Here is a 12182-nt window from a genome sequence, read left to right on the forward strand (position 1 = left end):
AGGACAAAGATAATTCTGTCCTTCAAAATTAATTATTTGTGCACTTTCGAATATGCTTATCAGCATGTGGTTGGGTGAAATTTCCTTGCTCATGAACTCATTTAGCATGTTCTTACTATTGACGGATTCATCAAGACCTGACTCCAGGCATTAACCTTTCGTCAAATAATTGACACCTAAAAAATCAACTCAACCAATACAGCTCTTCATTCAATAATTGTAATACACAAGAGTATTCATAAAGGGTTCGGAATTACTTATTCCACAATAAACCGGGAAGAAATTTCTATTTACTACTAGAATATAAAGAAGTTCTTAGGCGCAACTCACTTTAATACTTTAAGTTGCTGATGAGGAGTATACATTATACAGGACGTAAAAAATGAATCTTAGCCATTGGTTTCAGCTAGATGACATTCCCATTAATGCTATTTATGGATATTATTCTCCGGGATTAGTATTCCTCTCTTATATCGTCGCTGTTTTAGCTTCTTACGTAGCATTAGATTTGGTTGGTAGTTTACGTACTGAACATCGAAAGAGAGCCAGATATTTCTGGTTAGTTGGTGGTGCTTTCGCAATGGGGGCAGGCATCTGGTCTATGCATTTTATTGGCATGTTAGCTTATGTTATGTCGATGCCAATGAAATTTGAATTGACATGGACAGTAGCTTCCTTGTTAGCCGCTGTACTCGCTTCAGCCTTAGCATTGTTTATTTTGCAGAAAGAGAACTATTCATTAGCCCATTTAATTTTTGGTGGGGTAATAATTGGTCTTGCAATAGCCACCATGCATTACATGGGCATGGAAGGGATGAAAACCCATGTAAATATTCATTATTTACCAGGTTTATTTATTCTTTCAATTATTATAGCGGTTACTGCTGCCGAAGCAGCCCTTTGGTTATCACTACGCACTAATCAAGGTACAAGTCGACGACAATTTTATACCAAGCTCGTTAGTGCATTAATTATGGGTATTGCTATTTGCGGTATGCATTACACTGGCATGGAGGCTGCCGTCTTTACACCACTTATGACCTACCCAATGTCTCAATCACATTTGGAGATAATTAGCACCTATTACATGCCCTTCTTTATTGCAGGAACCACCATTTTAATTTTGATTTTGGCACTTATAACAAGTACTTATAAAAAAATTATTAGTAATGAAAAAGCTTTTTTAAAAGCCATGTTAAATAACTTAGAAGATGGCATTATAGCGTGTAACGCGGTCGGTAAAATAACGGTAGTAAATGATGTGCTTCATCGGAAAATATCAGCAAATATAGTGGGTAAATACGTTCAGGATTTGCCTAAATACTTTAATTTTTATTCATCTAACAATGAACTAATTACGGATGAAAAAATACCTCTTAAAAGAGTGTTAAAAGGTGAAAAAATCCAAGGAATACCCTTCCTAATAAAATTTAAAAACGACTTAGTAAATGATGTAATCATTGATGGGCAAGAAATTTTTAATGCAAGCGGAAAAGTAATTGGTGCTTTAACAGTCATTCACGATGTAACTGAACTTAAAAAAACAGAAAAATTAAAAAAAGAATTTGTTTCGATTGTTAGCCATGAATTACGTACCCCCCTTACTTCCATACGTGGCTCACTTGGATTACTCATAAGTGGTACTATGGGCAGCTTTCCTGAGAAAGCCACAAAATTACTCGAAATAGCAAATAATAACTGTGAGCGACTACTTTTATTGATCAATGATATTCTTGACATCGAAAAAATTGAAGCAGGAAAAATGGAGTTTCGATTAGTCGAAAAGGATCTACAAAATTTAGTAAATGAAGCCATTGAAAGCAACAAAATGTACGCTGAGAAATATGATGTCAAGATAAAATGTACTGAATTGGCAGAGTCATTTAAAGTAAATGTGGATCCTGATCGTCTGATTCAAGTATTAAACAATTTAATTTCCAATGCTTGTAAATTTTCAACCAAGGGGAATGATGTTGTCATTTCAATTGAAAAATTAGATAAAATGGTTCGAGTTTCAGTCTACAATTACGGCTCAGAAATTCCTTTAGAATTTAGACCACGTATCTTTCAAAAATTCTCTCAAGCAGATTCCTCTGATACGCGCGGAAAAAGTGGCTCAGGATTGGGGCTCAATATTAGTAGAGCCATCATAGAAAAACTCGAAGGACGGATCAATTTTACAAGTTCCCCAGAAAACACTAGGTTTTATTTTGACCTCCCGCTTATTGAAAGTACGCCTAGAGGATTATCTCTTAACAAAGAGAGTATTCGCCCTCAAAATAATCAGAGATTACTTATTTGCGAAGATGATGAAGATCAAGCCAATTACTTACAAGCATTATTAGAGTCCGCGAGCTATGAAACTGACATAGCGCATAGTGTTAAAGAGGCGAAAATGCTGCTGGAGTTGAATCAATATCATGCCATATTAATGGATTTAGTGTTACCCGATCAAGATGGCGTATCCTTTATTCGTGAGCTTCGGACTGATCAAAATACTAAAGACATTCCAATTATTGTTCTCTCTGTAATAGCCGAGACAGGACGTAGCTTATTAAATGGTGATGCAATCAGTGTAGTGGATTGGTTAGATAAGCCTATCGACTCCAATGCACTATTGGATTCAATTCGTAGAATTAAAAATTTAGGTATGAATAAACCCAATATTCTTCATATTGAAGACAATGTAGAGCAGCAGCATATTATTTCAACTTTGTTAAATAAGAATGCAAATGTGACTACTGCAAGTAATTTGCGTCAGGCAAAAGATATGTTACAGCATAAAAGATATGACTTAGTTATTTTAGATCTATTATTACCTGATGGTAACGGTATGGAAATTTTACCGTGGTTGGCGAAGTATCAGTTCCCGGTATTGGTTTTTTCAAATTTTGAGCTAAGTAAAGACTATGCTAAATATGTTAGCCAAGCATTAGTTAAATCCAAGTCGTCTAACGAGGTATTGTTAAAAACAATAACTAATCTCCTATAAGGAATAGCAAAGATAAGGATCAGGTTATGACAACTAAACTTAAGAAAATATTATATGCTGAAGATGAAGAGGATATTAGAGCAATTGCCCAAATTGCATTAGAGGATATCGGTGATTATGAAGTAAAATATTGCTCTAATGGTCAAGATGTTCTATCTGCAGCACAAACGTTTACGCCTGACTTAATTCTTCTTGATGTGATGATGCCTTTTAAAGATGGCCCAACTACCCTTCAAGAGCTAAGGAAATTAAATAGCTTTTCATCAATACCAGCTGTTTTTATGACCGCTAAAATCCAAACACAAGAAATTGAAGAATATAAAGAAATGGGCGTTGTGGATGTCATTGCCAAGCCTTTTAATCCTATGGAGCTTGCAAACGAACTGAATAAAATATGGATCCGATATCATGGAAAAAATACGTAATCGGTTACAAGAACTTTTTTTAAACTATTCCAGAAGTTTGCCCACTAAAATTGAGCAAATAAATCAAAACTGGCAAGAGCTAATCACACGCTTTAATAGTGAAAATTTTATTACTTTTCATCGTCAAGTACATAGCTTATGTGGATCTTCAGGGACTTACGGCTATTCAGAAATAAGTAAAGCAGCGCGAGAGTTAGAAATTTATTTAAAAAAATTATTAGGTAATACTATGCTGTCTCCTGAGGAGCAACAAATTATATCTCAATTTTTAATGAGTATAAAAGATAAGTTAGAGCTTCCTCCGTCTAAGAATTTGTTTCAATTAACTTTAGAAACAAAAGAAATCGAAAATAAAGCTATATATATTTTAGAGCAGGATCCCTCATTAGCAAAGGAACTCGATGAAGGGCTTACGCAAGCAGGTTACTCTGCAGAAGTGTTATTAGATTTGAAAGAACTGCAAACCAAAGTGCAGCAAAATCAACCAATAGCGCTGGTAGTTAATACTCATTTTTTAATGTGTATTCGTAATCAAAAATCGCTAATCAATTTAGTTAAGAAGCAAAATTCTTTTATACAACTATTCTGCATTGTACCTAATTATGAATTATTACCGCGTTTAATAGCTGTCCGTGCAGGCTGTAGAGCTTTTTTTCAAAAACCAGTAGATATATTTTATTTAATTCAAATTATTAATCAAAAGTGTAGTTTTACAACGAACATTCCCTTCCGAATTTTAATAGTAGATGACTCTGAATCTCTTGGAGAATACTATTCTTTAATTTTAAAACAAGCCGGCATGGTTGCTCATGCAATTAAAAATCCCATGGATATTTTTAAGTATCTTGAAAAATTTCGCCCTGACCTGATTTTAATGGATATCTATATGCCTCAATGTACAGGATTAGAACTTGCATCAGTACTGCGTCAGGAAAGTAAATACAATAAAATACCTATTATTTTTCTTTCGACAGAACAAGATAAACGTAAGCAATTAACAGCATTAAGCATTGGCGGCGATGATTTTCTTACCAAACCTATATCACCAGCACACCTAATATCTGCTGTAAAAATCCGTTCGCAAAGAGCGGGAGTTTTAAACTACTATATGTCGACTGATAGCCTAACAGGATTACTAAACCACTCCAGTTTTTTAAAACGCTTAGAACTTGAGCTTGATTATGCAAAACAAAAAAGCACAGCATTATCTTTAGTTATGATAGATATTGATCACTTTAAAAAGGTCAACGATACTTATGGCCACCCTTTTGGTGATGTAGTGATAAAAAAATTGGCGACTTTACTAACGCTTCGCCTTCGCAATAATGATATCGTTGGAAGATATGGTGGTGAAGAATTTGCTATTGTATTACCAGGGACAAATGCGCAGCAAAGTAAGAAAGTAATCGATGAGTTAAGAAAGCAATTTTCGCACGAGTTTTTTGCGAATACAGACCGTTTTTCTGTTACCTTTAGCGCCGGAATTGCTCAAAAAAATGCAGATAGCGATATCAATAAATTAGTTAACGAAGCTGATATAGCCCTTTATGAAGCGAAACATTTAGGTCGTAATCAAGTAGTGCTCAATAAAGATATAGAATAATTAGTGAAATTTAATCTTGATTCCATATTTCTTACAAATCGATAAATAAATTTTTCTTGCCTTCTTGAAAATATGCTGTGAGAAACCAATAATAATCCCCAGCACCCTCAGTAAGAGAATGTTCATACACAACTAATTTATCGGAGTTCCAAATATAATTAGGCCAATTCCATTTCCATGATTAATAAAAAGTGGGTTATTAATCAACATTACTTTTGCCTTCAACAACGGGAAAAGCAAACCGATGGTGACACATTACCCGAGACTGCATTGCCAGATATCACGGAAACCACGTCAGAAACGTGGTGAAACCTATGCTAATTTGGACATGAGATGCTAGGCGCCCTTTTCAATTTTGCTGCAGGGCAATATGAAGACAATAGTGTCATTATCTTTTCATAGATAACCAAGTAAAACGCCGCTAACAAACACTAACCTGGTATCGTATTACCTATATAAAGTCTCATGACGTCTTCTTTCTCATGTTTGGCTACCTATTTATCTCGTACACTCAACTCTAAGGTTTTTCTCTTATTGCCATGGTGTTTTCAAAAAGATGCAAATTATCGAGTTCAGTCTTAATAAAACCGAATTTAGTATCTTGATAAAAGAACACTTCGCCTGTTGAAATATCATGATAGCCACCAATAATTCCACACTCGCCTGTTTCAATAAGTTCTTTTAAAATGGGACTGCGCTCCATAACAGCGTGCACCGTTCTTTTTATATTAATCGTTGTAACTTTTTCCACAAATTCCTCGTTACTTGAGGTGCGGTTTTCAATTGTTGTTTTTTCAGCCCTGACAGCAGGTTGTATTTTACTTAACAAGGCAGTCAGACTTCCCATTTCTACATGATCACATGCACCCTTTATTGCGCCACATTTTGAATGTCCCAAAACCACTATTATCTTAGCCCCTGCTACTTTGCAAGCAAACTCCATGCTTCCTAAAATATCTTCATTAATAATAGTTCCTGCAATGCGCACGCTAAATACATCACCTAAACCCTGGTCAAAAATCAACTCGACAGATGTTCGTGAATCAATACAGCTTAAAATGATTGCAAAGGGATGTTGCCCATCAGAGGTTTCATTAGCCTGCTGCAGCAGGTTACGATTAACTTTTAAGTTATTTACAAATCGTTTGTTACCTTCTTGCAATAAATGCAATGCAATTTCAGGTGTAATAGCTTCCTGCATTTCTTTAGTCAATGTTTTCATCTTTATGCTCCCACGTAGGCTCCAAGTATTAGCTGAATTCAATAAAATTTATTGTTTCGACAGTAATATGTTTCAATTTTGCGTTTACCTTATAATCTCGTATGTATTCCACCACATCGTAGGCAATGGATTTTGAGTTTGAGCAATCAATAATTACTTTTGAATAAGGCGGAATGGCATCCAGAGCTTGGATGATGCTGGCCTTATTAAAGAAAGATACCTCTTCTGCCAATACGAGATGATGAATCGCATGCGCATTTTCCTTGGTTATTGTATCTTTCATATAATAAGCATTGCGATAGCTGTGGCGTAAGGTATAAAAAATACCAAAAGCCATGCCAATACAAATTCCTTTAAGCAAATCCGTTGCCAAAATCCCCACGACAGTGGCGATAAAAGGCATAAATTGCTCGGAGCCTAATTGATATAAATGTTGAAATAATACAGGCTTAGCTAGCTTATAACCTATCATAATCAATATAGCCGCAAGGCTTGCAAGGGGAATATAATTTAGAAATTGAGCAATAGTAGCAGCACTGATTAATAAGAAAATACCATGCAGTATTGTAGAAAGCTTGGTTTTTCCACCAAATGCAATGTTTGCAGAGCTACGAACAATTACCTGGGTAATAGGTAATCCTCCACACAGTCCTGACACTATATTACCAAGTCCCTGTGCTTTTAGTTCTCTATTTGTTGGCGTCACTCTTTTGAATGGATCTAACTTGTCAGTGGCCTCCACACAAAGCAGTGTTTCCAGACTTGCAACAATAGCTAGAACAACAGCAGTTTTCCAGACCTGGGGATTGGTTATTGCAGAAAAGTCCGGTAAAGTAAATTGCTTGAAAAATTCGATTAAATTATTCGCAACAGGTATCCTCACCAAATGGTCTGGAGCTAAGCTAAAATTTAAGATATTTGATTGAAACAGCAGGTTCATTGCAATTCCCATCAAAACAACGACTATAGGTCCTTGTATTAATTCAAAAATCTTATGCTTTTTTGTTAAAACAGTTTCCCAAAAAATTAGCACCGCCAAGGATAAAGTGGAAATTAAAATTGCACCCGGTGTAAAAGAATTAAGTGCACTACTAATAGAGGCAAACGTAGTTTCACCATCCGCTTGATAGTATGAAAGATCGCCGATTAAATCATTATCATAACCCAAGGCATGAGGGATCTGTTTTAAAATAATCAATAATCCTATGCCTGCAAGCATCCCTTTTATGACTGAAGAGGGAAAAAAATAAGCAATAAATCCTGCTTTTGCATAGCCCATAATAATTTGAATCATACCCGCGAGAATAACTGCCAATAAGAATGCAGGCCAAGAGCCTAATGTGTTGATGGCCGCAAATACAATAACCGCTAACCCCGCAGCCGGTCCGCTAACGCCTAAATGTGAACCGCTGGCTATACCGACGACGATGCCGCCAACTATCCCTGCTATAATGCCTGAGAACAAAGGCGCACCGGATGCTAAGGCAATACCAAGACATAAAGGCAGTGCCACAAAGAATACGACAATACTTGCCACAAGGTCGCTTTTGAACTCTTTGAACATATTGTATCCCTCCATAAAGGACAACATATTGCTTACTAATTGTTGGCAAATTTAAGTGCCAACTATGATTTAATACATCATCCTTAAAGGAGATTATCTGGAGTATGGCTCCATATAGTCTTTACTTCATTAACCGCTGAGCGGATAACTTCATCAGATTGCAATCCGCCATCGAGATAAGCTAGTCCTTGAAGCAGCCAGTTTGCTAATTCTGGTTGAGCCAACTGATAGAACACCAAGTTTCTTTCTTTGCGCTGCTTGACTACCTTGTTGGCTCTTAAAATGGACAGATGCTGTGATACTACCGAGTGACTCGTTCCTAAAATTGATTGCAGACTGTTGACGTTTTGTTCACCAGCATGGAGTTCTTCAATAATTCGAATACGGTGTTGGTGAGCTATCGCATTTAAAAACTCTGCCATTTTCTCAGAAATTAATTTCCTGGCGGGCATAATGAATTTCCAATATTAGTATATTCTAATATAATAATATGTTTATTCTTATTTGCAACTTAATTTACAACTTTCACTTTTGCTAATACAAGAGGTAAGCTTAGGGTATACTTAAAATTCAAAGCTTTATCTTGAAAACAATAAGAGCGGGGGCGCTTATTAAATGTTACTAAAAAACCGTGTAAAATTGGATTTTGAATTAATTACCATCTTCTTTTACAACAGGAGCTGTATTTTTTCCTATCAACGAGAGTCAATCTAATATGGATGTCTTAATTTTACTAAGTCTCATTTTATTAAACGCTGCTTTTGCCATGGCTGAAATAGCTGTGATCAAAACACGTAAGGCACTGTTAAAAAAAAAATTGAAGCAGGCGATCGCTCAGCTCAATTGGCGATGTATCTTAGCGAAAACCCCAATGAATTTTTATCAACCATTCAAATTGGCATTACTTCCATAGGGATACTAAATGGAATTATTGGTGAGAATGCTTATGCGGAACCACTTAGCAAGTGGTTCACAAGCCTTGGAATGGCCCCCCCTATTGCAACTATTATTGCAACATCGTTCATTGTAATTTTACTCACCTACATCACCATTGTGATCGGAGAGCTCGTTCCCAAAAGACTTAGTCAAATCCATCCCGAACCCATCGCGGTCTTTTTTGCACGCCCGATGTATGTCCTTTCCCTTATTGCCAAACCTTTTGTTGCATTGTTAGCCTATTCAACTCTTCTTCTTTTAACTTTATTACGCGTTAAACAAACGAATGAGCAAAATATTACTGAAGAAGAACTTCAGCTATTACTGGAGGAAGGTAGAGGCGCTGGTGTTATTACACCACAAGAACATCAAATGGTGCGTAATGTCTTTTTGATGGATGATAGACCTATCTCTTCATTAATGGTTCCTCGTACTGATATTGTTTATCTGGATCTAAAAAAACCATTGGAAGACAATTTAAAATTAATGGATGAATCCCACCACACCCGCTTTCCGGTTTGTTATGGCGGGGTGGATAAGTTATTAGGGATCATTCATGCAAAAAAAGTATTATCACAATTGCTAAAACAAGAAACGCCTAATTTAAATGCAGATCTACAGGAGCCTATTTATGTTTTAAAATCTTTGACGGGATTAGAGTTATTAAAACAATTTAAAACGGCCAAAGTGCAACTTGTTTTTGTGATTGATGAATATGGTGATATTTTAGGTATGTTGACCCTGCAAGACTTAATGGTAGCCATTACAGGACAATTGCAAATTGAAACTATTGAAGATTCTTGGGCATTGCAGCGAGAAGATGGTTCATGGCTTTTAGATGGTCTTATTCCCCTACCGGAACTTAAAAACTGTCTGCAGTTGACATACTTACCCCCAGGAGCATTACATCAGTACCATACCTTAAATGGTATGTTGATTTTTTTATTAGAACGTTTTCCTCATTTGGGCGATAAAATTGAATGGGAACACTGGATTTTTGAGATTGTTGATATGGATGGCAATCACGCTGACAAAATATTAGCTTCAAAAATTAAAATGAAAGGCGTGCTAAAATGATAAGGGAAACCAAGACGAAATTATATTTAAGACAAGCTTAGGGATCATCGGATGACAACAGTGAGTGAGTGGTGGATGTGGTTAGGTTTTTTAGTTTTTGTAGCCATGATGCTTGCTATTGACCTGTTTTTATTGGGTGGGAGAAAAGCCCATCGTGTTTCTACGAAAGAAGCATTGTCATGGACAATAGCGTGGTTCACCTTAGCGCTCATTTTTAACCTGCTTTTATGGTGGTATCTCATCGATACAGCCAATATGCAAATTGCTAATGAAAAAGCACTCGAATTTCTCACGGGCTATCTCATCGAGAAGTCTTTATCGATTGACAATGTGTTCGTTATTCTCATGATTTTTAGTTATTTCTCTATCCCCGAAAAATATCAGCGTCGCGTACTAATCTATGGTGTACTCGGTGCTATTTTCATGCGCTTAATCCTTATTTTACTGGGTGTTTGGATAGTGAATCAATTTCACTGGGTACTCTACATTTTTGGTTTTTTGATGCTAATTACAGGTATTAGAATGGCTCTCTTTGCCGAACAGGCACCCAATCTTGCAAAAAATCCTATTCTTCGCTGGATGCGCAAGCATCTACGCATCACAGATAAATTGCAAGGCGAGCGATTTTTTACCGTCCACAACCAGTTAAGGTATGTTACCCCTCTTTTTCTTGTATTAATTCTTGTGGAGGTCAGTGATCTGATTTTTGCAGTCGATAGCATTCCAGCTATTTTTGCAGTAACTGATGATCCCTTTATTATTTTTACCTCAAATATTTTCGCAATACTTGGATTACGTGCTTTATATTTTTTATTGGTCAATATGCACAGTCGCTTCCATCTTCTTAAATATGGGCTTTCATTAATTTTGGTCTTTGTAGGCTTCAAAATGCTCATTGCACCCTGGTTTAAAATCCCTATCTTCATTGCTTTAGGTATTGTAGTGATCACCTTGATCTTTTGCATCGTACTAAGCATCTATCAAACATCGCTCATAGCGAAAAATAAAAACCCACCCAGGAAAATGTAGCACAAGAATTTTTTCAACCTTTATTGTGTATTAACATGAACATTGCTGCAGTAAATGCTGTTACAGGAATGATCGGTATCGATGTTAAAAAGATTGTTTGCATCATGCGACTAAATCAGTTTGTCCGTATAAAAAAGTACTTTATGATTTACGTTTGATTGATGCCCTTTTTAGCATTAAAAATCCAGCTAATCCCGATATAAAAGAACCAAGAACCACCCCAATTTTAACCATAGGCATTAAACTTGAATCATTATTTTGGTAGGCTAACGTGCCAATAAAAAGACTCATGGTAAAACCAACGCCACAAATAAGTGCAATGCCATAGACTTGAGTGAGACTCACCTTATCCGCTTTAAGAATTTGCTTGAACTTAACAAAATAACCTAAAGAGATGAAAATACCGAATTGTTTGCCAATAAATAACCCTAATCCGACTCCCAGTACGATAGGATGAGTAAACATTGATAAATCAAGTCCAATAAAGGTAACACCTGCATTAGCAAATGCAAATAAAGGTAGAATTAAAAAGACAACCCAATGGTGTAATCCATCTTCTAAACGAGACAGCATTGATTGATTACCCTCATCAGGAATCGTCATGGCAATCACAATCCCTGCGAGAGTTGCATGAACTCCTGATTTTAATACCGCAATCCACAAAGCGACTCCAAAAAGCATGAAGACCGATATATGACGACATTTGAAATAATTTAAGCCAATCAAAATCAAAGTAAACAATAAAGATAGTGAAAGCGAGAGTAACGATAAGTTCTTGGTATAAAATAATGCGATAATAATAATGGCTGCAATATCATCGAAAATGGCAATTGCAGTCAGTAAAATTTTAAGTGAAAAAGGAATTTTAGAGCGTAAAAGAGACACAATCCCTAAAGTAAATGCGATATCCGTAGCAGTAGGGATTGCCCATCCTTTCAGATAGACTGTATTGTGGGCGTTAAAGAAAATAAATATTAATGCAGGGAATATCAATCCGCTTAATGCCGTTAGGACAGGAACTAAAAGATTTGTTTTGTTACTTAAAATCCCGCGATTAATTTCCCGTTTTATTTCAAGACCGATCAATAAGAAATATATGGCCATTAATCCATCATTAATCCATAAAAGGAGGGGCTTTGTTATTGACAGACTTCCGACAGAGACATTGCCACTGATAGTTAAAAAATGCTCATAAGCAGTACGATAAGGGGAGTTAGCAACAATTATTGCAAGTACTGCAGCAATGAATAATAGAGTTCCACCAAGAGTTTCTAAGTTGTAAAAATCCGATTTTTTCATGAATCTATTTTATAATTTATAAAAAAATTAAGTGT

The 12182-nt window shown here is 36.0% G+C and carries 9 protein-coding genes; 5 read left to right on the forward strand and 4 right to left on the reverse strand.

Annotated features, from left to right (window positions below):
• Positions 1-382: 382 nt before the first annotated feature.
• Genes Lpar_RS15640 through Lpar_RS15650 form a run of 3 tightly spaced genes read left to right on the forward strand, consistent with a single transcriptional unit; the run spans position 383 to position 5020 of the window.
• Positions 383-2992 (forward strand): MHYT domain-containing protein, encoded by a 2610-nt coding sequence (locus Lpar_RS15640; protein ID WP_058518798.1) that lies wholly within the window; start codon positions 383-385, stop codon positions 2990-2992.
• 26 nt (positions 2993-3018) lie between these two features.
• Entirely contained in the window at positions 3019-3417 is a 399-nt protein-coding gene (locus Lpar_RS15645) for a response regulator (protein WP_058518799.1), read from the forward strand.
• The gene (locus Lpar_RS15650) at positions 3401-5020 is read left to right on the forward strand and encodes a diguanylate cyclase (RefSeq protein ID WP_237759430.1); all 1620 of its coding nucleotides are present in this window, start codon (positions 3401-3403) and stop codon (positions 5018-5020) included. Before Lpar_RS15645 ends, Lpar_RS15650 begins: the two co-directional genes overlap by 17 nt.
• A 517-nt stretch (positions 5021-5537) precedes the next feature.
• Here Lpar_RS15650 and Lpar_RS15655 read toward each other — a convergent pair.
• The 3 genes from Lpar_RS15655 to Lpar_RS15665 form a co-directional block, all read right to left on the reverse strand.
• A complete protein-coding gene (locus Lpar_RS15655; protein WP_058518801.1) occupies positions 5538-6242 on the reverse strand; it encodes a carbonic anhydrase family protein in 705 nt (234 codons plus the stop codon).
• A 28-nt stretch (positions 6243-6270) separates the two neighbouring features.
• Positions 6271-7806: a SulP family inorganic anion transporter gene (locus Lpar_RS15660; RefSeq protein ID WP_202814068.1), complete on the reverse strand. Its 1536-nt coding sequence runs from the start codon at positions 7804-7806 to the stop codon at positions 6271-6273.
• An 83-nt stretch (positions 7807-7889) separates the two neighbouring features.
• A complete protein-coding gene (locus Lpar_RS15665) occupies positions 7890-8258 on the reverse strand; it encodes an ArsR/SmtB family transcription factor (protein ID WP_058518803.1) in 369 nt (122 codons plus the stop codon).
• A 364-nt stretch (positions 8259-8622) separates the two neighbouring features.
• Between Lpar_RS15665 and Lpar_RS15670 the strand changes: the two genes are divergently transcribed.
• Together Lpar_RS15670 and Lpar_RS15675 are read left to right on the forward strand one after the other, a co-directional pair.
• Positions 8623-9819 carry a hemolysin family protein gene (locus Lpar_RS15670; protein WP_272947106.1) on the forward strand — a complete coding sequence of 399 codons (1197 nt, stop codon included), beginning with the start codon at positions 8623-8625 and terminating at the stop codon, positions 9817-9819.
• Between the two features lie 51 nt (positions 9820-9870).
• On the forward strand, positions 9871-10848 hold the full coding sequence (locus Lpar_RS15675; protein ID WP_058518804.1) for a TerC family protein: 978 nt from the start codon (positions 9871-9873) through the stop codon (positions 10846-10848).
• A 141-nt stretch (positions 10849-10989) separates the two neighbouring features.
• On the opposite strand, the gene nhaA is transcribed toward Lpar_RS15675, so the two are convergent.
• Positions 10990-12147, reverse strand: coding sequence for a Na+/H+ antiporter NhaA (gene nhaA / locus Lpar_RS15680; protein WP_058518805.1), 1158 nt, complete (start codon positions 12145-12147; stop codon positions 10990-10992).
• Positions 12148-12182 lie beyond the last annotated feature (35 nt).

It is taken from the genome of Legionella parisiensis, assembly GCF_001467945.1.
Taxonomy (GTDB): domain Bacteria; phylum Pseudomonadota; class Gammaproteobacteria; order Legionellales; family Legionellaceae; genus Legionella; species Legionella parisiensis.

What these genes read in the sequence shown, in the direction of transcription:
- Lpar_RS15675 (WP_058518804.1), top strand. Translation starts at nt 9,871, where the DNA reads ATGACAACAGTGAGTGAGTGGTGGATGTGGTTAGGTTTTTTAGTTTTT.
- Lpar_RS15640 (WP_058518798.1), top strand. Translation starts at nt 383, where the DNA reads ATGAATCTTAGCCATTGGTTTCAGCTAGATGACATTCCCATTAATGCT.
- nhaA (WP_058518805.1), bottom strand. Translation starts at nt 12,147, where the DNA reads ATGAAAAAATCGGATTTTTACAACTTAGAAACTCTTGGTGGAACTCTA.
- Lpar_RS15660 (WP_202814068.1), bottom strand. Translation starts at nt 7,806, where the DNA reads ATGTTCAAAGAGTTCAAAAGCGACCTTGTGGCAAGTATTGTCGTATTC.
- Lpar_RS15645 (WP_058518799.1), top strand. Translation starts at nt 3,019, where the DNA reads ATGACAACTAAACTTAAGAAAATATTATATGCTGAAGATGAAGAGGAT.
- Lpar_RS15665 (WP_058518803.1), bottom strand. Translation starts at nt 8,258, where the DNA reads ATGCCCGCCAGGAAATTAATTTCTGAGAAAATGGCAGAGTTTTTAAAT.
- Lpar_RS15650 (WP_237759430.1), top strand. Translation starts at nt 3,401, where the DNA reads ATGGAAAAAATACGTAATCGGTTACAAGAACTTTTTTTAAACTATTCC.
- Lpar_RS15655 (WP_058518801.1), bottom strand. Translation starts at nt 6,242, where the DNA reads ATGAAAACATTGACTAAAGAAATGCAGGAAGCTATTACACCTGAAATT.